The organism is Streptomyces albireticuli (genome assembly GCF_021228125.1).
GTDB classification, from domain to species: domain Bacteria; phylum Actinomycetota; class Actinomycetes; order Streptomycetales; family Streptomycetaceae; genus Streptomyces; species Streptomyces albireticuli.
On the sequence record NZ_JAJQQS010000005.1, the window covers coordinates 235,771 to 256,971 of the forward strand.

The window sequence follows — 21,201 nt, forward strand, 5'->3', positions numbered from 1 at the left end:
CCGTTCTCCTGTGGATGAATCCACCAGACCTGTGGATGAACCCGGGTTCCGAGCCGCCCGGCGATCGCGCGGCTCGGCGTCCGCCCGGCCACGGCCGATGATTCCCTTGAGCAAGGAGCGACGTTTCACGTGAAACACGATGCACCGGACGCTCCGCTACCAGGCCACGACACTCCGCATTGCATAGGTTTGGCAGCTTGTATGGAGCATTGCCCGGTGACGGGCGGCTCGTCCTGTGGAGAGCCGCCCGGCGAGAGGGCCGCCTGCCCGGCGGCCCACCCGTCAGCGCCGGCGGCGCGAGCGACCCGCGGCCTTGGCCCGCTTGGCCGCGAAACGCACTCCGCCGGGGCTCTCCCCGACCTCGACGCGCACGACCGTGGACATCGGGTCCACGATGCCCTCACCGACCTGGAGCACCGAGGTCCGTACGACACCGAGCTTGCTCAGCGCGGCACGGGCCCCCTTGAGCTCCTCCTCGGCCGTGTCGCCCTTGAGGGCCAGCATCTCGCCGTAGGGACGCAGCAGCGGCACGCCCCAGCCGGCCAGCCTGTCCAGCGGGGCCACCGCCCGGGCCGTCACCACATGCACCGGCTGGACCTTGCCGAGCATCTCCTCGGCGCGGCCGCGGACGACCGTGACATGGTCGAGGCCCAGCAGCTCGACGACCTCCTGGAGGAACGTCGTACGGCGCAGCAGCGGCTCCAGGAGCGTGATCTGGAGGTCGGGACGCACCAGGGCCAGCGGGATACCCGGCAGCCCGGCACCCGAGCCCACGTCGCACACCGAGACGCCGTCCGGCACGGCCTCGGAGAGCACCGCGCAGTTCAGCAGGTGCCGCTCCCAGAGCCGCGGAACCTCACGGGGCCCGATCAGGCCGCGCCGTACGCCCGCGTCCGCGAGCAGCTCCGCGTACCGGATGGCCTCTGGCAGGCGGTCGCCGAAGACCTCCTGCGCCTCCGGTGGCGCCGGGGGGAGCTCCGCTGCCTCTTCCACGGGGAACCGTCCTTCCGTACGACGTCTCTCTGAAAGTCAGAGTCGAATATCAGGCTGACAAGGATCGGCCCCGCCTGCGAGCAGACGGGGCCGGACACACCTAGAAGCGGGATCTAGAAGGGCTGGATTCAGGCCGGGAGGACGACCACGCGGCGCTGCGGCTCCTCGCCCTCGGACTCGCTGCTCAGACCGGCGGCGGCCACGGCGTCATGGACGACCTTGCGCTCGAACGGCGTCATCGGGTCGAGCCTGACCGCCTGGCCGGTGCTCTTCGCCTCCTCGGCCGCCTTGGCGCCGACCTGCGCGAGCTCCTCGCGCTTACGAGCGCGGAAGCCGGCGATGTCGAGCATGAGGCGGCTGCGGTCACCGGTCTCCCGGTTCACGGCGAGCCGGGTGAGCTCCTGGAGCGCCTCCAGCACCTCACCGTCGCGGCCGACCAGCTTCTGGAGGTCACGGCTGGTCGAGTCGCTGATGATCGACACCGCGGCACGGTCGGCCTCGACATCCATGTCGATGTCGCCGTCGAGGTCGGCGATGTCCAGCAGCCCCTCGAGGTAGTCGGCCGCGATCTCGCCTTCCTGCTCCAGGCGGGACAGGGTGTCGGTGCCCTCGGCGGCGGCACCGGTCTGAGGCTGCGTGTCCGTCACGGTGGACTCCTTCGTCACTTCTTGGTCGGGTGCTTGGGCCGCTGCGGGCCGCCCTTGCGCTGCCCGGACTTGGCACTGCGGGCGGAGCCGCCGCCGGCCTGCTTGGGCTTGGGCTTGGTGTCCCCGGGCGTCTGCTTCTCCAGCGAGGTCTTCTCGGCCTCGGGCTGGACGGTGCCGGCGAGCTGGCGCTTGGACTTCGTCTGCCGCTTGGGCTGCTGCCGGTTGGCGCGGGCGACCTCGGCCGCCTTCTTCGCCTCGACCTCCACCGGGTCCTCCTTCAGCTTGCCCTTGGCCCGCAGCCGCTCCTGGCGCTGGGTGAAGGCGATGCTGCCCGGGGTGGGGTTACGGCGGATGACGAACATCTGCTGACCCAGGGTCCACACGTTGGTGGTCAGCCAGTAGACGAGGACACCGACCGGGAAGTTGATGCCGAAGACGGCGAACATGATCGGGAAGACGTACATCAGCATCTTCTGCTGCTGCATGAACGGCGTCTTCACCGTGAGGTCGACGTTCTTCGTCATCAGCTGACGCTGGGTGTAGAACTGCGACAGCGACATCAGAACGATCATGATGACCGTGACGACGCGGACGTCGGTCAGCGAGGCGCCGAGCTTCTCGACCTTGGACGCGGAGTCCATGAACTTCACGGAGAGCGGGGCGCCGAAGATGTGCGCCGACCGCGCGCTGTCGAGCAGCGACTTGTCGATGACACCGACCGTCTTGCCCTGCGCGATGTGGTTCAGGACCTGGTACAGCGAGATGAAGAAGGGCGACTGGGCCAGGATGGGGAGACAGCTCGAGAGAGGGTTGGTGCCCGTCTCCTTGTAGAGCTTCATCATCTCTTCGGACTGGCGCTGCTTGTCGCTCTTGTACCGCTCCTGGATCGCCTTCATCTTCGGCTGGAGCGCCTGCATGTTCCGCGTCGCCTTGATCTGCTTCACGAAGAGCGGGATCAGGCAGATACGGATCAGGACCACCAGCGAAACGATGGACAGACCCCACGCCCAGCCGCTGTCCTCGTCGAAGACAAGGCTGTACAGCGAGTGGAACTGGACGATGATCCAGGAAACTGCGGTATAGAGAGGACCGAGGATCGTGTCCACGAATCAGGCTCCTTGGGCGTTGGGCTGGGTCTCGGGCTGCGCGGCGGGCCCCGTGAGGCGGTGCCCACCCAGTCGGCTCCTCAGCCGCTGGTGCCAGACCGGACGCTTCCGGGGAGGGACGTGGTCGACGCCACCGAGCGACCACGGGTTGCAGCGCAGGATGCGCCAGGCCGTCAGCGCCGTTCCTTTGACCGCGCCGTGCACGGAGATGGCCTTATAGCCATAGTGCGAGCACGACGGGTAGTACTTGCAGACCGGGCCCAGGAGTGGGCTGATGGTCCACTGGTAGAGCTTGATCAACCACAGCAGCGGATACTTCACCGTGCGCTCCCTCCCGGGCCTCGGCCAGGGCTCCGGGGGGTGTCCCCCGGGGGACCGGAGTCGCGCGGCGCCCCTCCCAGCAGCCGCTGCAGCGCGGTGTCGAGATCACGGGCCAGCTGATCGTGGTCCGCCTCGCCCGCGCCGGGCAGGGCCCGTACGACCACAAGGCTACCGGCGGGCAGCTGATCCAGCCGGTCACGCATCAGGTGGCGCAGCCTCCGCTTCACCAGATTGCGGACGACGGCGATGCCCACGGCCTTGCTCACGACGAAACCCGCACGCGCCTGGGGAAGAATCTCCCCAGGCGTGTGCGGGTCCGTGGAACCTGCGCGTAGGTGGACGACGAGGAGCGGGCGGCCGGCCCGGCGCCCTCGGCGAACCGCGGTCGCAAAGTCCTCGCGCCGCCTCAGCCGAGACTCGGAAGGCAGCACGTCATGGACCTTGACGTCAGGATGATCAGGCCGACAGGCGGGCGCGACCCTTGCCACGGCGGGACGCGAGGATCGCGCGGCCGGCACGGGTGCGCATGCGCAGGCGGAAACCGTGGGTCTTCGCGCGACGACGGTTGTTCGGCTGGAAGGTGCGCTTGCTCACTCGGGGGCTCCAGAAATGAATCGTGTGATGGCGGGACATCGCCTGGCTGTCACCGTGCGCCCACGAGAAGCTCGCAATACGCCCGAGTGCACCGCTTCATGACCACCTCCCCGAAGGGGAAGCGGCCGTTGCCCATCGGAGGCAGGCGGCAGCAGCCATCGACAACTCGACCTGGTCACGGTACGCGCGGCTACGCCATTCGGTCAAACCGGCAGTGCACCAGGGATACACCGTAGCGTCCCACAGGGCGGTGAGTCGCCACGCCCCACCTCATGGCACATTTGTACACACCCTGTGGACAACGACTTGAACCACGCACCTCGCCCTGACTACCGTGGCTCAACTCCGAATCCTTCCCGACCGTCCCGAGAACCACACATTCGTGGGACTCCAGGGTTCCCCCCAGTGACTGAGAGAGCGTGCCCTGTGGCTGACCTGCCCGCCGATCTTGCCGCAGTGTGGCCGCGCGTGCTCGAACAGCTCCTGGGCGAAGGCCGGGGCCAGGGCGTGGAGAGCAAGGACGAGCACTGGATCAAGCGGTGCCAGCCGCTCGCGCTGGTGGCCGACACGGCCCTGCTCGCCGTGCCCAACGAATTCGCCAAGGGCGTCCTGGAGGGCCGGCTCGCCCCGATCGTCAGCGAGACGCTGAGCCGCGAGTGCGGCCGCCCCATCCGGATCGCGATCACCGTCGACGAATCCGCCGGCGAGCCGCCCGCCGAGCGCCCCCAGGCGCCCCAGCAGCCGCGCTACGACGAGCCGGGCGGCGCCCACCAGGGCCAGGGCCGCGACGCCTACGACCAGCGGGACGCGCGCGACGGCCGCGACGGATACGAGAGCTACGAGAACCACGGCGGCTACGACGGCCGGGAGAGCTACGGGCGCCAGGCCCCGGGCGACGACCTCCCGTCCGTACGCCCCGCCTACCCCGACTACCAGCAGCCCCGGAGCGAGCCGGGCGCCTGGCCCCGCCACTCCGGCCCGCCCGGCCCCGCGGCGGACCGCGGCGAGCGCGTCGAGCGCGGTGACAGGGGCGACAGGGGCGACAGGGGCGACCGCGGGGAACGCGGTGACCGTGGGGAGCGGGGCGACTACGGCTGGCAGCAGCAGCGCCTCGGCGGCTTCCAGGACGGCGAGCGCGACCCGTACGCGACCCAGCACGGCTCCTCCTACGAGCAGCAGTCGTACGAGCAGCCGCAGCCGGACTACCGCTCTCAGCCGGAGCGCCAGCCGTACGAGCCCCAGCAGCGCCGCGAGCTGCCCGACAGCCACTCCCGCGGCGGCGGCCAGGGCGGGCGCCCCAAGCCCGGCGGTGCCCCCGGCCCGCTCGGCGCGCAGCCCGCGCCCGCGGCCGGCCCGGGTGAGCCGACGGCCCGTCTGAACCCGAAATACCTCTTCGACACGTTCGTCATCGGCGCGTCCAACCGCTTCGCGCACGCGGCGGCGGTCGCGGTCGCCGAGGCGCCGGCCAAGGCGTACAACCCCCTCTTCATCTACGGCGAGTCGGGGCTGGGGAAGACCCACCTGCTGCACGCCATCGGGCACTACGCGCGGAGCCTCTACCCGGGCACGCGCGTGCGCTACGTGAGCTCCGAGGAGTTCACCAACGAGTTCATCAACTCCATCCGCGACGGCAAGGCGGACGCGTTCCGCAAGCGCTACCGCGACATGGACATCCTGCTGGTCGACGACATCCAGTTCCTGGCGAGCAAGGAGTCGACGCAGGAGGAGTTCTTCCACACCTTCAACACGCTCCACAACGCCAACAAGCAGATCGTGCTGTCCTCCGACCGGCCGCCCAAGCAGTTGGTGACCCTGGAGGACCGGCTGCGCAACCGCTTCGAGTGGGGCCTGATCACGGACGTCCAGCCGCCGGAGCTGGAGACGCGCATCGCGATCCTGCGCAAGAAGGCGGTCCAGGAGCAGCTGAACGCTCCGCCGGAGGTGCTGGAGTTCATCGCGTCCCGCATCTCGCGCAACATCCGTGAGCTGGAGGGCGCGCTGATCCGGGTGACGGCGTTCGCGAGCCTGAACCGCCAGCCGGTGGACCTCGGCCTCACCGAGATCGTCCTCAAGGACCTCATCCCGGGCGGCGAGGACGCCTCACCGGAGATCACCGCGCCGGCCATCATGGCGGCGACGGCCGACTACTTCGGGCACACCGTCGAGGACCTTTGCGGAGCCTCGCGCAGCCGGGTGCTGGTGACGGCCCGGCAGATCGCCATGTACCTCTGCCGCGAGCTGACGGACCTGTCGCTGCCGAAGATCGGCGCGCAGTTCGGCGGCCGCGACCACACGACCGTGATGCACGCGGACCGCAAGATCCGCGCGCTGATGGCCGAGCGACGCTCGATCTACAACCAGGTGACGGAGCTGACCAACCGCATCAAGAACGGCTGACACAGACCGCGGAAGCACCGCTGAGGGCGCTTCGGGAGGCTTCCCGGAGCGCCTTTTCGCGGTCCTCCGGGCGGTCCGTGGACGATCCGTGGCCGGTCTGTGGCCGGTCCGTGGACGATCCGGAGGGCGCCGCGACCGCGGCCGGGCAGGAGCTCTGTTCGAATACGGAAGCCCGGCCGCCGGTTCTCCACAGATTTCCGGCCGACCGGCTGTCCACACCCTGGGGACGGCGAAGTTGTCCATAGGCTGTCCACAGCCCAGGCTGTTGATAGGCCATCAGGGGAGGTCAGCGGCGTGTGGATTTGTGGCTGACGGGATTCCACAGCCTGTGGACGACGGAATCACCCACAAGGCCCAGCGAAGGTTGTCCACCGGCCACCCACAGGGAAGTGGATGTTGTACACAGCCTGTCCACACCCCTGTCCACTGTTCGGTAACGAAACACCCCCGCTCACCGGCTCGAGTGAAAGGCGTCACACGAAGTTGCCGGGTTGGGCTGTGGGGAACGTGGGTAAAACTGGGGACAGCCCTGGGGAGAAGTACCCCCTGCCTGTGCACGGGGTGTGCAGAACTTTCCCCGGTCCACAGACCACCCCGCTTTTCCACCGCCGCCGCCCACAGGCCCGGTGGACAAAAAAATGGGTCTGACCTGGGCAAAGGCGGTTTTCCACCGTTTCCACAGGCCCTACTACTACGACCACAGAGATCTAGCGGGGAACTGGTTTCGAAGTGGGCCCTGTGCACAACTCGGCCGCGGGCCGCGCCACGCCCTCCGACCCGACTTGACCCCGAGACGCACGAGCTGTCAGCGGTGTGCGTCAGACTGGTCTCCGGCAAGCAGCCGACGAAGAAGCCAGCAGGGCGAGCCAGCAACAAGCAGGAGGCGGTTCCGGTGAAGATCCGGGTGGAGCGCGATGTACTCGCGGAGGCAGTGGCCTGGGCGGCCCGCAGCCTCCCGGCCCGTCCGCCGGTGCCCGTCCTCGCGGGCCTGCTGCTGAAGGCGGAGGACGGCTCCCTGAGCCTCTCCGGCTTCGACTACGAGGTCTCGGCCCGCGTCTCGGTCGACGCGGACGTGGAGGAGGACGGCACCGTCCTCGTCTCCGGCCGGCTCCTCGCCGACATCTGCCGCGCGCTTCCCAACAGGCCTGTGGAGATCTCCACCGACGGCGTGCGCGTCACCGTCGTCTGCGGCTCCTCGCGATTCACACTCCACACCCTGCCTGTGGAGGAATACCCGGCGCTGCCGCAGATGCCGACGGCCACGGGCACCGTCCCGGGCGAGGTCTTCGCCGCCGCCGCCGCGCAGGTCGCCATCGCCGCCGGCCGTGACGACACGCTGCCGGTGCTCACCGGTGTCCGGATCGAGATCGAGGGCGACACCGTCACCCTGGCCTCCACCGACCGCTACCGCTTCGCGGTCCGCGAGTTCATGTGGAAGCCCGAGACGCCGGACATCTCCGCGGTCGCCCTGGTGCCCGCCAAGACGCTCCTGGACACCGCCAAGTCGCTCAGCGGCGGTGACACGGTCTCGATCGCCCTGTCCGGCTCCGGCGCGGGCGAGGGCCTCATCGGCTTCGAGGGCGCCGGCCGCCGCACCACCACGCGGCTGCTCGAGGGCGACCTGCCGAAGTACCGCACGCTCTTCCCGACGGAGTTCAACTCCATCGCCGTGATCGAGACCGCCCCGTTCGTCGAGGCCGTCAAGCGCGTCGCCCTCGTCGCCGAGCGGAACACCCCGGTCCGGCTGAGCTTCGAGCAGGGTGTGCTCATCCTCGAGGCCGGCTCCAGCGACGACGCACAGGCTGTGGAGCGCGTCGACGCCCAGCTCGACGGCGACGACATCTCGATCGCCTTCAACCCCGGCTTCCTGCTGGAGGGCCTCTCCGCGATCGACTCCCCGGTCGCCCAGCTGTCCTTCACGACGTCCACCAAGCCCGCCCTGCTCAGCGGCCGGCCCGCGCTGGACGCCGAGGCGGACGACGCGTACAAGTACCTGATCATGCCGGTGCGGCTGTCGGGCTGATCCGTCCCGGAAGCGGCCGAAGCCGCCGGAAGGAGTGGGTCGGCTGTCCACAGCCGGCCCACTCACCCGTTGAGCGGCTGAGCCCACAGCTGTGCACGGACCCTCGGGCGTAGGCTCGGACCCAGGCACGCACGCAATCAAGGCATAGAGGATCACCCATGGAGCTCGGTCTCGTCGGTCTCGGCAAGATGGGCGGCAACATGCGCGAGCGCATCCGCCGCGCAGGCCACACCGTCATCGGATACGACCGCAATGCGGACCTCGCGGATGTCCACAGCCTCCAGGAGCTTGTGGATTCCCTGAAGGGCCCCCGCGTCGTCTGGGTCATGGTCCCGGCCGGCGCCGCCACCCAGTCCACGATCGACGAGCTCGGTGAGCTGCTCTCCCCCGGCGACGTCGTCGTCGACGGCGGAAACTCCCGCTGGACGGACGACGAGAAGCACGCCGAGGAGCTCGCGGCCAAGGGCATCGGCTTCGTCGACTGCGGCGTCTCCGGCGGCGTCTGGGGCCTGGAGAACGGCTACGCCCTGATGTACGGCGGCGACGCCGACAACGTCGCGAAGGTCCAGCCGATCTTCGACGCGCTCAAGCCCGAGGGCGACTTCGGCTCCGTCCACGCGGGCAAGGTCGGCGCGGGCCACTTCGCCAAGATGGTCCACAACGGCATCGAGTACGCCATGATGCAGGCCTACGCCGAGGGCTGGGAGCTCCTGGAGAAGGTCGACTCGGTCACCGACGTCCGCGAGGTCTTCCGCAGCTGGCAGGAGGGCACGGTCATCCGCTCCTGGCTGCTCGACCTGGCCGTCAACGCCCTGGACGACGACGAGCACCTCGACAAGCTGCGCGGCTACGCCGCCGACTCCGGCGAGGGCCGCTGGACGGTCGAGGCCGCGATCGACAACGCCGTGCCGCTGCCCGCGATCACCGCGTCGCTCTTCGCCCGCTTCGCGTCCCGCCAGGACGACTCGCCCCAGATGAAGATGATCGCCGCGCTGCGGAACCAGTTCGGCGGCCACGCGGTCGAGAACAAGAAGTAAGCACCACTCAGCAGGAAGAGCCGGGAGAGGTCGGCGCGCCCCCATGCATGTATCGCATCTGTCGCTGGCCGACTTCCGCTCGTACGCCCGGGTCGAGGTCCCGCTCGACCCGGGCGTCACGGCCTTCGTGGGGCCGAACGGCCAGGGGAAGACCAACCTCGTCGAGGCCGTCGGCTATCTGGCGACGCTCGGCAGCCACCGGGTCTCCTCCGACGCGCCCCTGGTGCGGATGGGCGCCGACCGCGCGATCGTCCGCGCCGCGGTCGTCCAGGGCGACCGGCAGCAGCTGATAGAGCTGGAGCTGAACCCGGGCCGCGCGAACCGGGCCCGGATCAACCGCTCCTCCCAGGTCAGACCCCGCGACGTCCTCGGCATCGTGCGGACGGTCCTGTTCGCCCCCGAGGACCTGGCCCTGGTCAAGGGCGACCCCGGAGAGCGCCGCCGCTTCCTGGACGAGCTGATCACCGCCCGCTCGCCGCGCATGGCGGGCGTGCGCTCCGACTACGACCGCGTCCTGAAGCAGCGCAACACCCTGCTGAAGAGCGCGGCCATGGCCCGCCGCCACGGTGGCCGCGGCCTGGACCTCTCCACCCTCGACATCTGGGACCAGCACCTGGCCCGGGCCGGCGCGGAGCTGCTGGACCGCCGCCTCGACCTGATCGCCACCCTGCGGCCGCTGGCCGAGAAGGCGTACGAGCAGCTGGCCCCCGGCGGCGGCCCGGTCTCCTTCGAATACCGCGGGCCCGAGGCCCTGGCCGGGGCCCACACCCGCGAGGAGCTCTACGAAGCGCTGCTCACCGCCCTCGCCGAGGTCCGCAAGCAGGAGATCGAACGCGGGGTGACACTGGTCGGACCGCACCGCGACGAGCTGCTCCTCCAGCTCGGCCGGCTCCCCGCCAAGGGCTACGCGAGCCACGGCGAGTCCTGGTCGTACGCCCTGGCGCTGCGGCTGGCCTCGTACGAGCTGCTGCGCGCCGAGGGCAACGAACCGGTCCTCGTGCTCGACGACGTCTTCGCCGAGCTGGACGCCAGACGCCGGGAGCGGCTGGCCGAGCTGGTGGCCCCCGGCGAGCAGGTGCTGGTGACGGCCGCGGTCGACGACGACGTGCCGGACGTCCTGGTGGGCGCGCGGTACGCGGTCTCGGAAGGCGTGGTGGAACGGCTGTGAGCGACGGCGAGAAGAACCCGAAGGCGCCCGCGACCCCGGAACCCTCAGGCGTCGACCTGGCGCGGGTGGCGCTGCGGGCCGCCAAGGAGCAGGCCCGGGCGCGCGGCAACGCCGCCCAGCAGAAGAAGCAGGCGCGCCGCGGCGGTCTGCGCTCGGGCGCGCGGGCGGACGGGCGCGACCCGCTGCCGCTGGGCGCCGCCATCAACCGGCTGATCACCGAGCGCGGCTGGGAGACGCCCGCGGCCGTCGGCGGTGTGATGGGCCGCTGGCCGCAGATGGTGGGGCCGGAGGTCGCCCTGCACTGCGAGCCGCAGAAGTACGACGAGGACGCGCGGGTGCTGACCGTGCAGTGCGACTCGACGGCCTGGGCGACCCAGCTGCGGCTGCTGGCCCCCCAGCTGGTGGCCCGGCTCAACGCCGACCTGGGCCAGGGCACCGTCAAGATGATCAAGGTGCTGGGTCCGGGCGGCCCCGCCCGCCGGTACGGGCCGCTGCGCGCGCCCGGGAGCACGGGCCCCGGCGACACCTACGGATGACCGGTGCCGGCCGGGCGTCGTCCGTCCCCTCTCCCGCCCCCTGGTAGACGGCCCGCGGACCGCCGCGCGCCCGTCCCGCGCCCGGCGCCCGCCGCGGGCTCGCGACACACCGGGGCCGGTCCTCCGCGCACGGTAGCGGGCGGTTGACAGCCCGAAGCGCTGAGTGCCGCTGTGAGCCTCTTGGAGCCCGGGTCCATATATAGGGAGTCGGCTGATGCCGGTTCAGGGCGGCACGTGAGGACTCAGGCACCGCCAAACCCCCATTCATGTCAGTGCTACCGGTAGACTGGTGACAATCCCGCCGGTTCGCGGGACACGTCGACCAACGCAGAACGACGCAGCCGCTCCTGCCTGCTCCGGGTGGGGTCTCCCCGCCGTAGGCAGGGGAGGGCCTGTGCTGTGCCAGAAAGGGCGCTTCGTGGCCGATTCCGGCAACCCCAACGAGAACACCACCCCCTCCACGGCCGAGGACGCCGTCACCGGCGCCGTCGCCGGCGAGACGTCGTACGACGCCAGTGCGATCACCGTGCTGGAGGGACTGGACGCGGTCCGCAAGCGACCCGGTATGTACATCGGCTCGACCGGTGAGCGTGGCCTCCACCACCTCGTCTACGAGGTCGTCGACAACTCCGTCGACGAGGCCCTGGCGGGCCACGCGGACACCATCGATGTGACGATCCTCCCCGACGGCGGTGTGCGCGTCGTGGACAACGGCCGAGGCATCCCGGTCGGCATCGTCCCCTCCGAGGGCAAGCCCGCCGTCGAGGTCGTGCTGACCGTCCTGCACGCGGGCGGCAAGTTCGGCGGCGGCGGCTACGCCGTCTCCGGTGGTCTGCACGGCGTCGGCGTCTCGGTCGTCAACGCCCTGTCGACGCGCGTCGCGGTCGAGGTCAAGACCGACGGCCACCGCTGGACCCAGGACTACAAGCTCGGTGTCCCCACGGCCCCCCTCCAGAAGAACGAGGCGACCGACGAGACGGGCACCTCCGTCACCTTCTGGGCCGACGGCGACATCTTCGAGACCACCGAGTACTCCTTCGAGACGCTCTCGCGGCGCTTCCAGGAGATGGCGTTCCTCAACAAGGGACTGCGGATCTCGCTGACGGACACGCGCGTCGACCACGTCGACGAAGAGGGCAAGCCGCTCATGGTGGACTACCACTACGAGGGCGGCATCGTCGACTTCGTGAAGTACCTCAACTCGCGCAAGGGCGAGCTGATCCACCCGACCGTCATCGACATCGAGGCCGAGGACAAGGAGCGCATGCTCTCGGTCGAGATCGCGATGCAGTGGAACAGCCAGTACAGCGAAGGTGTCTACAGCTTCGCCAACACCATCCACACCCACGAGGGCGGTACGCACGAGGAGGGCTTCCGCGCGGCCCTGACCGGTCTGATCAACCGGTACGCCCGCGACAAGAAGCTGCTCCGCGAGAAGGACGACAACCTCACGGGCGAGGACATCCGCGAGGGTCTGACGGCGATCATCTCCGTCAAGCTCGGCGAGCCGCAGTTCGAGGGCCAGACGAAGACGAAGCTCGGCAACACCGAGGCGAAGACCTTCGTCCAGAAGGTCGCCCACGAGCACCTCACGGACTGGCTGGACCGCAACCCCAACGAGGCCGCGGACATCATCCGCAAGTCCATCCAGGCGGCGACGGCCCGTGTCGCGGCCCGCAAGGCCCGTGACCTCACCCGCCGCAAGGGCCTGCTGGAGTCGGCGTCGCTGCCGGGCAAGCTCAGCGACTGCCAGTCCAACGACCCGACGAAGTGCGAGATCTTCATCGTCGAGGGTGACTCCGCCGGCGGCTCGGCCAAGTCCGGCCGCAACCCGCAGTACCAGGCGATCCTCCCGATCCGAGGCAAGATCCTCAACGTCGAGAAGGCGCGGATCGACAAGATCCTGCAGAACACCGAGGTCCAGGCCCTGATCTCGGCCTTCGGCACCGGTGTGCACGAGGACTTCGATATCGCGAAGCTCCGCTATCACAAGATCATCCTGATGGCGGACGCCGACGTCGACGGTCAGCACATCAACACCCTGCTGCTCACCTTCCTCTTCCGCTTTATGCGGCCGCTGGTCGAGGCCGGGCACGTCTACCTCTCCCGCCCCCCGCTGTACAAGATCAAGTGGGGCCGGGACGACTTCGAGTACGCGTACTCCGACCGCGAGCGCGACGCCCTGATCCAGCTCGGCCGGGAGAACGGCAAGCGGATCAAGGACGACTCGGTCCAGCGCTTCAAGGGTCTCGGCGAGATGAACGCCGAGGAGCTGCGCGTCACCACGATGGACGTCGACCACCGCGTGCTCGGCCAGGTCACCCTGGACGACGCCGCGCAGGCGGACGACCTGTTCTCGGTGCTCATGGGCGAGGACGTCGAAGCGCGGCGCTCCTTCATCCAGCGCAACGCCAAGGACGTCCGCTTCCTCGACATCTGAGCCTGTCGGCCCACGAGAAACAGCCGCAGCGCGAAAGGACTTTGAACAGCAATGGCCGACGAGACCCCTGAGACTCCCACCGCCCCCGTGCCCGAGGTGACGCCCGAGGGCGCGCCCGCCCCGCTGGAGGGCGTCGGGATGCGCGTCGAGCCCGTCGGGCTCGAGACGGAGATGCAGCGCTCGTACCTCGACTACGCGATGAGCGTGATCGTCTCGCGTGCGCTGCCCGATGTGCGGGACGGCCTCAAGCCCGTGCACCGCCGTGTGCTCTACGCGATGTACGACGGCGGCTACCGCCCCGAGAAGGGCTTCTACAAGTGCGCCCGCGTCGTCGGTGACGTCATGGGTACGTACCACCCGCACGGCGACTCCTCGATCTACGACGCCCTGGTGCGCCTCGCCCAGCCCTGGTCGATGCGCATGCCGCTCGTCGACTCCAACGGCAACTTCGGTTCTCCGGGCAACGACCCGGCCGCCGCCATGCGGTACACCGAGTGCAAGATGATCCCGCTGTCGATGGAGATGCTCCGGGACATCGACGAGGAGACCGTCGACTTCCAGGACAACTACGACGGCCGCAACCAGGAGCCGACGGTCCTGCCGGCGCGCTTCCCGAACCTGCTGATCAACGGTTCGGCGGGCATCGCCGTCGGTATGGCCACCAACATCCCGCCGCACAACCTCCGCGAGGTCGCCGAGGGTGCCCAGTGGTACCTGGCCAACCCGGAGGCGACCCCCGAGGAGCTCCTCGAGGCGCTGATCGAGCGGATCAAGGGCCCCGACTTCCCGACCGGCGCCCTCGTGGTCGGCCGCAAGGGCATCGAGGACGCCTACCGCACCGGCCGCGGCTCGATCACCATGCGCGCGGTGGTCGAGGTCGAGGAGATCCAGAACCGTCAGTGCCTGGTGGTCACCGAGCTGCCCTACCAGGTCAACCCGGATAACCTCGCCCAGAAGATTGCCGATCTGGTCAAGGACGGCAAGATCGGTGGCATCGCCGACGTCCGTGACGAGACCTCTTCGCGCACGGGCCAGCGCTTGGTCGTCGTGCTCAAGCGCGACGCCGTCGCCAAGGTCGTGCTGAACAACCTCTACAAGCACACCGACCTCCAGACGAACTTCGGCGCGAACATGCTGGCGCTCGTCGACGGGGTGCCGCGCACCCTCTCGATCGACGCCTTCATCCGCAACTGGGTGACCCACCAGGTCGAGGTCATCGTCCGGCGCACCCGCTTCCGGCTGCGCAAGGCCGAGGAGCGCGCGCACATCCTGCGCGGTCTGCTGAAGGCGCTCGACGCCATCGACGAGGTCATCGCGCTGATCCGGCGCAGCGACACCGTCGAGATCGCCCGCGAGGGCCTCATGGGCCTGCTGACGATCGACGAGATCCAGGCCAACGCCATTCTGGAGATGCAGCTGCGGCGCCTCGCGGCCCTGGAGCACCAGAAGATCACCGCCGAGCACGACGAGCTCCAGGCGAAGATCAACGAGTACAACGCGATCCTGGCCTCGCCCGAGCGGCAGCGCATGATCATCAGCGAGGAACTGACGGCGATCGTCGAGAAGTTCGGCGACGACCGGCGCTCCAAGCTGATCCCCTTCGACGGTGACATGTCCATCGAGGACCTGATCGCCGAGGAGGACATCGTCGTCACCATCACCAACGGTGGCTACGTCAAGCGCACCAAGACCGAGGACTACCGCTCGCAGAAGCGCGGCGGCAAGGGCGTGCGCGGCACGAAGCTGAAGCAGGACGACATCGTCGACCACTTCTTCGTCTCCACCACGCACCACTGGCTGCTCTTCTTCACCAACAAGGGCCGGGTCTACCGGGCCAAGGCGTACGAGCTGCCGGACGCCGGCCGGGACGCCCGTGGCCAGCACGTGGCCAACCTGCTGGCCTTCCAGCCGGACGAGAAGATCGCCCAGATCCTGGCCATCCGGGACTACGAGGCGGCGCCGTACCTGGTGCTCGCCACCAAGTCCGGCCTGGTGAAGAAGACCTCCCTGAAGGACTACGACTCGCCGCGCTCCGGCGGTGTCATCGCGATCAACCTCCGGGAGACGGAGAGCGGCGCGGAGGACGAGCTGATCGGCGCCGAGCTGGTGTCGGCCGAGGACGACCTGCTGCTGGTCAGCAAGAAGGCCCAGTCGATCCGGTTCACCGCAACGGATGAAGCTCTGCGGCCCATGGGCCGGGCGACCTCCGGCGTCAAGGGCATGAGCTTCCGCGAGGGCGACGAGCTGCTCTCGATGAACGTCGTCCGCGCCGGTACGTTCGTCTTCACCGCCACCGACGGTGGATACGCCAAGCGGACGAACGTCGACGAGTACCGCGTCCAGGGCCGCGGCGGCCTCGGTATCAAGGCGGCCAAGATCGTGGAGGATCGTGGCTCGCTGGTCGGCGCGCTGGTGGTCGAGGAGACGGATGAGATCCTCGCCATCACGCTCGGGGGCGGTGTCATCCGCACCCGGGTCAACGAGGTCAGGGAGACGGGCCGTGACACCATGGGCGTCCAGCTGATCAACTTGGGCAAGCGGGATGCCGTCGTGGGCATCGCACGCAATGCCGAGGCCGGTCGCGAGGCGGAAGAGGTCGATGAGTTGGTCGACGCAGCCGAGGGCGACGGGTCTCAGATGGCCGAGGGCGAGGCGCCCTCGGTCGAGGACACCGAGGAGTAAGTCGTGAGTCGAACCACGGGCGCCGCGGCAAGCGGTGCTGGTGCCAAGCGGCGCAGCCCCGCCGGCCCTGTCGCCGACGATCCCGGTGCCCGTGGTTCAGGCGCTGACGGCGTCGACTCCCAAGGGGGGACCGTGACGGACACCCGAGACCCGAAGCCCTACCACCCGCCGCAGGCGTACGCGCCGCCGGCGGAGCGTTCCGCTTCGGGTTCCGGTTCCACAGACTCCAACGGCACGAAGGCCGGCGAGCCGGCCGAGGCCGCCGGAGAGAAGACGTCGGAGAAGACCTCCGGGAAGGCGGCCGGCAAGGCTGCCGGGAAGACCCCCGGGAAGGCTTCTGGGACGGCTTCCGAGAAGACGGCCACGCCGAAGGCCGCCGAGGCCGGGCCGGCGGGGAAGCCGGCCGCCGAGGCCGACACCTCCGGCAAGGTGGGCAAGCCCGGGAAGGTCGACCCGCGTCGGCCCGCCCCGGTGGCCCAGCCGTCCGGCAAGAGCACCAAGCTCGACAAGGGCGCACCGGACGCCGCACCGGACGCCGTGGGCGCCAAGGCCTCCACGGGCGCCCGGAGCGCCCCGGCGGCCGCCCAGCGGGCCGCGGAGCAGCCGAGGGTCCCCGGGCCCCGTCCGGAGCCGCGTACGGCCCAGGAGGCCCAGGCGGCCCCGTCGGCCCCCCGTACGCGCAAGGCGCGGCTGCGGGTGGCCAAGGTGGACCCGTGGTCGGTGATGAAGGTCAGCTTCCTGCTGTCGATCGCCGTGGGCGTGTGCACGATCGTGGCCGCCGCGGTGCTCTGGACGGTCATGGACGCCATGGGCGTCTTCCAGGCCGTCGGCGGCACCGTCAGCGACGCCACCACGGGCAGCGAGGGCGGCGGCTTCGACCTGGAGTCGTTCCTGTCGCTCCCGAACGTCCTGATCTTCACGTCGCTCATCGCGGTGATCGACGTGGTCCTGGCGACCGCTCTGGCGACGCTGGGCGCCTTCGTCTACAACCTCTCCGCCGGCTTCGTGGGCGGCGTGGAGCTGACGCTCGCCGAGGACGAATAGCCGTCCTCGGCGGCCGGGGCCCGGACGATTTTGGGACTGGGCCCCAAGTGCGCTAATCTTTCGGTGCAGCGCGGGGCTATAGCTCAGACGGTTAGAGCGCTTCCCTGATAAGGAAGAGGCCACAGGTTCAAGTCCTGTTAGCCCCACCGGCCAGATCGGCCCGGACGGAGAATTCTCCGCCCGGGCCGATCTGTTTTGCGTGGCGGGGAAGTTGGGCTTCTGTCCGTGGTTCGTCCGCGGCGCGTCCGGGCTCCGTCACGGTGCGGGAAGCGGACCCCGCCAGGTCACCGATCGGTATCGGCCGGTGTGTATCATCGGCCACCAGAGGTCCCCTTACGTCAAGGAAAGACGAGGTCGCGCGGTGAAGAAGCTCCTCCTGGTCGCACTGGCCGCCATCGGCGGGCTCCTCGTGTACCGCCAGATCCAGGCGGATCGCGCCGAGCAGGACCTGTGGACGGAGGCGACCGACTCCGTGCCCGCAGGTTCGGGTGTGTGAGACAACAAGTCCTGAAGCAGAGCCCCGGCCGCCGACGCGGCCGGGGCTCTGTCGTTCCCGGGGTCTTTCCGCGGCGGGCGGTCTTTCCGTAGCCCGGCCGCCGACGCGCCCCCACCCCACTTGATTCGCTCTAGCAAATAAAATGATTGCGAAAGTGAATCAGCTGACGGACAGCGCCCAGATGCCCACCGCCAGGCAGATCAGGGCCACCAGCAGCACCGGGACCGCCACCTTCGCGGGCGGCCCCGGGCGCCTCCCCGGCGCGGGCGCGGAGGCGGGACTCCCGGGCGGCCCGGCGGGGCTGGGGGCCGTGTACGGGCGCGTGGGCGGATAGGCGGGCACGGGAGGCCGGGGCGGGACCGCGGGCGCGGGAGGGGTGTCGCCGGGCACGTACCGGGGCCCGGGAGGCGCCGGGCGCGGGGGTCCGTCCGCAGCCTCCGCTTGTGCTTCCGTCTTCGGCAGGGGACCGTGCGGCCCGAACCCCGGCGGCAGCGGACCCAGCTGGTCGAAGACCTCGATCGGCTCCTCGTCCGCGGCCGGCCCGTCCATCAGCTCCACGGCCGCCGCCAGTGCCTTGCGCGCCCCCGAGGCCGTACGGAAGCGCACACAGGGATCGGGCTGGAGCAGGCCCGCGATCACCTGCCAGAGGGGCCCGGGCACCCCTTCGGGGGCGTGCGGGGTGCCGTTCTCGAGGAACCGGCGCACCAGGGCCTCGGCGTCGGGCTTGGCACCCGTGAGGAGATACAGGGCCATCAGCCCGACGGCGAAGAGATCCGCGGGGAAGTCCGGTTCTTCCCCCAGCATTTGCTCGGGCGCGAAATAACCCGGCGTGCCCATCACATAGTTGGTGTCCGTCAGCCGAGGCTCGCCCTTGCGCATGGCGATGCCGAAATCCGAGAGGCGGACATGGGGGCGGCCCGTACCGGTCGCCTCCAGCAGGACGTTGGCGGGCTTGATGTCCCGGTGCACCACGCCCTCCGTGTGCACCGCGGTGAGCCCCGACAGCAGCTGTTCCAGCAGGACGCACACATAGTGCGGCGGCAAGGGGCCGTAGTCGCCGATGAGATGGGCCAGCGAGCCGCCGCGCACCACATCCATGGTGAACAGCACCTTGTCGTCGTCGGCCGCCCAGCTCATCGGCGCCAGCACATGGGGATGGTCGATGCGCAGCCCCTGCTCGCGGACGAACCTCAGCAGGGTGTGCGCGTCGCTCTGCTGGAGGACCTTCGCCGCCACATAGCGCTTCCGGCGCCGGTCCCACGCCCGCCAGACGGCTCCCACCCCGCCGCGCCCGATCGGGTCCACCAGCTCGTACCGCCCGGCGAAGACCTCACCCATGGCGCTCGTATCACCCCCGCGTCGGCCGTCCCCGGCCCCACCCCGGCACGGTCAGCTCTGGTGCGCCTCGTAGTGCGCGACCGCCTCGGCGGTCCGCCCGGCGCCGTACACCCGCAGGAACTCGGCCAGTTCGGGGTGGGTCGGGGCGAGGGCGCGCGCCGCGTCGATGATGTCGCCGGCGCCCGCCACGGAGCGCAGCAGCGACTGGATCTCGCGGACCACCCGCCGCACGGTCGGCGCGCCGCTGCTGGCCGTCGTCTGGGTGGAGTTGAGGACCGAGCCGCCCGAGCTCTTCTTGACCTCCTCCATCCGGTCGGCGGCCTCGGCGGCGCTCACACTGCCGTCCGCGACCTGGCTGGAGAGCTCCTGGAGCGCCTGCACCCGCTGCACCACCGCGGGGTTGCCGATCTTGGCCCGCTGACCGCTCATCAGCTGGGAGAGCATGGGCGCGGACAGCCCCAGAACGGACGCGAGACGGGCCTGGTTGAGGCCGAGGTCGTCGATGAGACGGCGGAAGAGCGCGCCCAAGGGCTCCCCGTACCAGCTCCGCTGGAGCTCCCGTGCGCGGGCGGTGGCTTCCTGCTGTGCTGCGTCCATCTCGCTCTCCCCTTCGCTTCGCTGCCGCGAATCTTGCGGTGCATCCTACGGAGAGTGGTGTGCCCCGGCGATACCCGGTCGGGAAAGAGCGCCGTCACCGGGTATCCTGATCGGCGAAGGGGCCTTAGCTCAGTTGGTAGAGCGCCGTCTTTGCATGGCGGATGTCAGGAGTTCGACTCTCCTAGGCTCCACAGCCCACAAGCCGCGAGGCGGGAGACCAGCAGGTCTCCCGCCTCGCGGCTTTTTCCACAGCTTGTGGAGTCGCCGCAGGTCAGCGCTGTTCGCCGCGCTCCTCGATCTCGTCCTCCACCCGGTCCTCGCGGTCCTGCTTGGCCTGCACCTCGGGGTCGAGCGAGGCCTCGGCGCTGCCGTCGACGGAGCTCAGCGGGGCACGGTCGGCGATCTCGGTGGGGGCGGGCGGCTCGACGAGCCAGTCGGGGTTGGCCTGCTTGTCCCACCACTTCCAGGCGGCGTACGCCCCGCCGGCCAGCAGTCCGAGGAGGGCGACGCGCTTGGCGACCCGCCCGGAGCGGCACCGGCGGTCACGCCGCTTCACCAGCTTGTCGATCTCTTCGGCGGAGACATGGCCGCGGAGCGCGGCGAGGGCGGCGGCGGACCGGGCGACGGCCTCGTCACGGACCGGCTCGGCGACGGCGCGGGCGCGCGCGGCGGCCTGGTCGACCTTGGGCGGGAGGGAGCCGCGGACGTGCTCCAGGTGCGGTGCCACCCGGGCGTGGTACTGCTCCCCGGCGGTGGTGCGGACCTGGCGCGCCGCCGTGGAGACCTTGGGGGCGAGCTGGACACGGGCTTCGTGCGCGTAGTGCACGGCGGCGTCCCTGGCCGTGCCGGCGTAGGGCGCCACCACGTCCGCGGCGTGTCGCACGCTTTCCTTCGCCTGGTCGGCCGCGGCGCGCACGCTGTCTTTGCGGGTCACGAGAACCTCCTCCTCGGTGGCGTATGTTTTGTCGCCTTTCCACCCAGTGGAAAATCATGCCTGCCGGCGGGCGGTCCGGCACGTGCGAGCGGGCATCCGGGTCATGCGGGAGGGCATCGGATTTCCGGGGAGCTTCGGTCGACAATGCCACGATTCCGCGCCGCGCGCGGGCGTTTGCCCGCTACTCGCCGCGAACCGGCACGTGCGAGGATCGTTAGCCGTCAGTGAAGACTATGGAAGGTAGATCGTGGCTGAGCAGCTCTACGCCACCCTGAAGACCAACCAGGGCGACATCGAGATCCGGCTCCTCCCGGACCACGCGCCCAAGACGGTCAAGAACTTCGTCGAGCTCGCTCGGGGCGAGCGGGAGTGGGTCAACCCGGAGACGGGCCGGAAGACCACGGACAGGCTCTACGACGGCACGGTCTTCCACCGCGTCATCGAGGGTTTCATGATCCAGGGCGGCGACCCCCTGGGCAACGGCACCGGTGGCCCGGGGTACAAGTTCAAGGACGAGTTCCACCCCGACCTCGCCTTCACCAAGTCCTACCTGCTGGCCATGGCCAACGCGGGGCCGGGCACCAACGGTTCGCAGTTCTTCATCACGGTCTCGCCGACCGCCTGGCTGACCGGCAAGCACACGATCTTCGGCGAGGTCGTGGGCGACGCCAGCAAGAAGGTCGTGGACGCCATCGCGACCACCGAGACCAACCCGCGCACCGACCGCCCGGTGAACGACGTCGTCATCGAGTCGGTCGTCGTCGAGACCCGCTGAGCCCGGACCTCCGGGAACCCGGCGCCCCGCCCGTCCGTAAGACGGGCGGGGCCGCGCGGCATGCACAGGCCCG

General features: G+C 69.9%; 17 protein-coding genes, 2 tRNA genes and 3 pseudogenes. 13 read left to right on the forward strand and 9 right to left on the reverse strand.

The genetic code is table 11. The features are described 5' to 3' along the window. Window positions 1–282: 282 nt before the first annotated feature. From rsmG to rpmH, 6 genes and pseudogenes are all read right to left on the reverse strand, one after another. Entirely contained in the window at window positions 283–993 is a 711-nt protein-coding gene (rsmG, locus tag LUZ64_RS11740; protein ID WP_087927251.1) for a 16S rRNA (guanine(527)-N(7))-methyltransferase RsmG, read from the reverse strand. Window positions 994–1,121: 128 nt separating this feature from the next. Continuing rightward, window positions 1,122–1,640 (reverse strand): Jag family protein, encoded by a 519-nt coding sequence (locus LUZ64_RS11745; RefSeq protein ID WP_087930557.1) that lies wholly within the window; start codon window positions 1,638–1,640, stop codon window positions 1,122–1,124. A gap of 14 nt (window positions 1,641–1,654) precedes the next feature. Then, window positions 1,655–2,746: a membrane protein insertase YidC gene (gene yidC, locus LUZ64_RS11750; protein WP_095580844.1), complete on the reverse strand. Its 1,092-nt coding sequence runs from the start codon at window positions 2,744–2,746 to the stop codon at window positions 1,655–1,657. 3 nt (window positions 2,747–2,749) lie between these two features. Then, window positions 2,750–3,067 (reverse strand): membrane protein insertion efficiency factor YidD, encoded by a 318-nt coding sequence (gene yidD, locus LUZ64_RS11755; RefSeq protein ID WP_095580845.1) that lies wholly within the window; start codon window positions 3,065–3,067, stop codon window positions 2,750–2,752. Between the two features lie 62 nt (window positions 3,068–3,129). Further along, window positions 3,130–3,498 (reverse strand): annotated as a pseudogene (gene rnpA, locus LUZ64_RS11760) (ribonuclease P protein component); the annotation flags it as partial. A gap of 25 nt (window positions 3,499–3,523) precedes the next feature. Further along, window positions 3,524–3,661: a 50S ribosomal protein L34 gene (gene rpmH, locus LUZ64_RS11765; protein WP_003949374.1), complete on the reverse strand. Its 138-nt coding sequence runs from the start codon at window positions 3,659–3,661 to the stop codon at window positions 3,524–3,526. Window positions 3,662–4,087: 426 nt separating this feature from the next. Here rpmH and LUZ64_RS38185 point away from each other — a divergent pair. From LUZ64_RS38185 to LUZ64_RS11815, 11 genes and pseudogenes are all read left to right on the forward strand, one after another. Then, window positions 4,088–4,870, forward strand: a pseudogene (locus tag LUZ64_RS38185) (chromosomal replication initiator protein DnaA); the annotation flags it as partial. 87 nt (window positions 4,871–4,957) lie between these two features. Next, a pseudogene (gene dnaA / locus LUZ64_RS38190) lies at window positions 4,958–6,058 on the forward strand (chromosomal replication initiator protein DnaA); the annotation flags it as partial. Between the two features lie 892 nt (window positions 6,059–6,950). Further along, window positions 6,951–8,081: a DNA polymerase III subunit beta gene (gene dnaN / locus LUZ64_RS11775; RefSeq protein WP_095580848.1), complete on the forward strand. Its 1,131-nt coding sequence runs from the start codon at window positions 6,951–6,953 to the stop codon at window positions 8,079–8,081. Window positions 8,082–8,239: 158 nt separating this feature from the next. Further along, entirely contained in the window at window positions 8,240–9,118 is an 879-nt protein-coding gene (gene gnd, locus LUZ64_RS11780) for a phosphogluconate dehydrogenase (NAD(+)-dependent, decarboxylating) (RefSeq protein WP_087927257.1), read from the forward strand. A 43-nt stretch (window positions 9,119–9,161) separates the two neighbouring features. Further along, complete coding sequence (recF, locus tag LUZ64_RS11785) at window positions 9,162–10,286, forward strand: DNA replication/repair protein RecF (protein WP_095580849.1); 1,125 nt, start codon at window positions 9,162–9,164, stop codon at window positions 10,284–10,286. After that, window positions 10,283–10,822 carry a DciA family protein gene (locus tag LUZ64_RS11790; protein ID WP_095580850.1) on the forward strand — a complete coding sequence of 180 codons (540 nt, stop codon included), beginning with the start codon at window positions 10,283–10,285 and terminating at the stop codon, window positions 10,820–10,822. Before recF ends, LUZ64_RS11790 begins: the two co-directional genes overlap by 4 nt. 394 nt (window positions 10,823–11,216) lie before the next feature. Further along, complete coding sequence (gyrB, locus tag LUZ64_RS11795; protein WP_095580851.1) at window positions 11,217–13,262, forward strand: DNA topoisomerase (ATP-hydrolyzing) subunit B; 2,046 nt, start codon at window positions 11,217–11,219, stop codon at window positions 13,260–13,262. Between the two features lie 51 nt (window positions 13,263–13,313). After that, complete coding sequence (gene gyrA / locus LUZ64_RS11800) at window positions 13,314–15,944, forward strand: DNA gyrase subunit A (protein ID WP_095580852.1); 2,631 nt, start codon at window positions 13,314–13,316, stop codon at window positions 15,942–15,944. A gap of 132 nt (window positions 15,945–16,076) precedes the next feature. Further along, on the forward strand, window positions 16,077–16,988 hold the full coding sequence (locus tag LUZ64_RS37490; RefSeq protein ID WP_232389900.1) for a DUF3566 domain-containing protein: 912 nt from the start codon (window positions 16,077–16,079) through the stop codon (window positions 16,986–16,988). A gap of 72 nt (window positions 16,989–17,060) precedes the next feature. After that, window positions 17,061–17,134, forward strand: a tRNA-Ile gene (locus tag LUZ64_RS11810). A gap of 215 nt (window positions 17,135–17,349) precedes the next feature. Next, the gene (locus tag LUZ64_RS11815) at window positions 17,350–17,484 is read left to right on the forward strand and encodes a DLW-39 family protein (protein ID WP_003958712.1); all 135 of its coding nucleotides are present in this window, start codon (window positions 17,350–17,352) and stop codon (window positions 17,482–17,484) included. A gap of 159 nt (window positions 17,485–17,643) precedes the next feature. Here the strand turns inward: LUZ64_RS11815 and LUZ64_RS11820 are convergent, their stop codons facing one another. Further along, window positions 17,644–18,822: a serine/threonine-protein kinase gene (locus tag LUZ64_RS11820; RefSeq protein WP_095580853.1), complete on the reverse strand. Its 1,179-nt coding sequence runs from the start codon at window positions 18,820–18,822 to the stop codon at window positions 17,644–17,646. A gap of 51 nt (window positions 18,823–18,873) precedes the next feature. Further along, window positions 18,874–19,419 carry a helix-turn-helix domain-containing protein gene (locus LUZ64_RS11825; RefSeq protein ID WP_087927265.1) on the reverse strand — a complete coding sequence of 182 codons (546 nt, stop codon included), beginning with the start codon at window positions 19,417–19,419 and terminating at the stop codon, window positions 18,874–18,876. A gap of 118 nt (window positions 19,420–19,537) precedes the next feature. Here LUZ64_RS11825 and LUZ64_RS11830 point away from each other — a divergent pair. Beyond that, window positions 19,538–19,610 (forward strand) — tRNA-Ala (locus LUZ64_RS11830). A gap of 80 nt (window positions 19,611–19,690) precedes the next feature. On the opposite strand, the gene LUZ64_RS11835 is transcribed toward LUZ64_RS11830, so the two are convergent. Next, window positions 19,691–20,353 (reverse strand): DUF5324 family protein, encoded by a 663-nt coding sequence (locus tag LUZ64_RS11835; protein WP_095580854.1) that lies wholly within the window; start codon window positions 20,351–20,353, stop codon window positions 19,691–19,693. A 247-nt stretch (window positions 20,354–20,600) separates the two neighbouring features. On the opposite strand from LUZ64_RS11835, the gene LUZ64_RS11840 reads away from it, so the two are divergent. Then, window positions 20,601–21,128, forward strand: a complete 528-nt coding sequence (locus LUZ64_RS11840) for a peptidylprolyl isomerase (RefSeq protein ID WP_095580855.1) — start codon at window positions 20,601–20,603, stop codon at window positions 21,126–21,128. Window positions 21,129–21,201 lie beyond the last annotated feature (73 nt).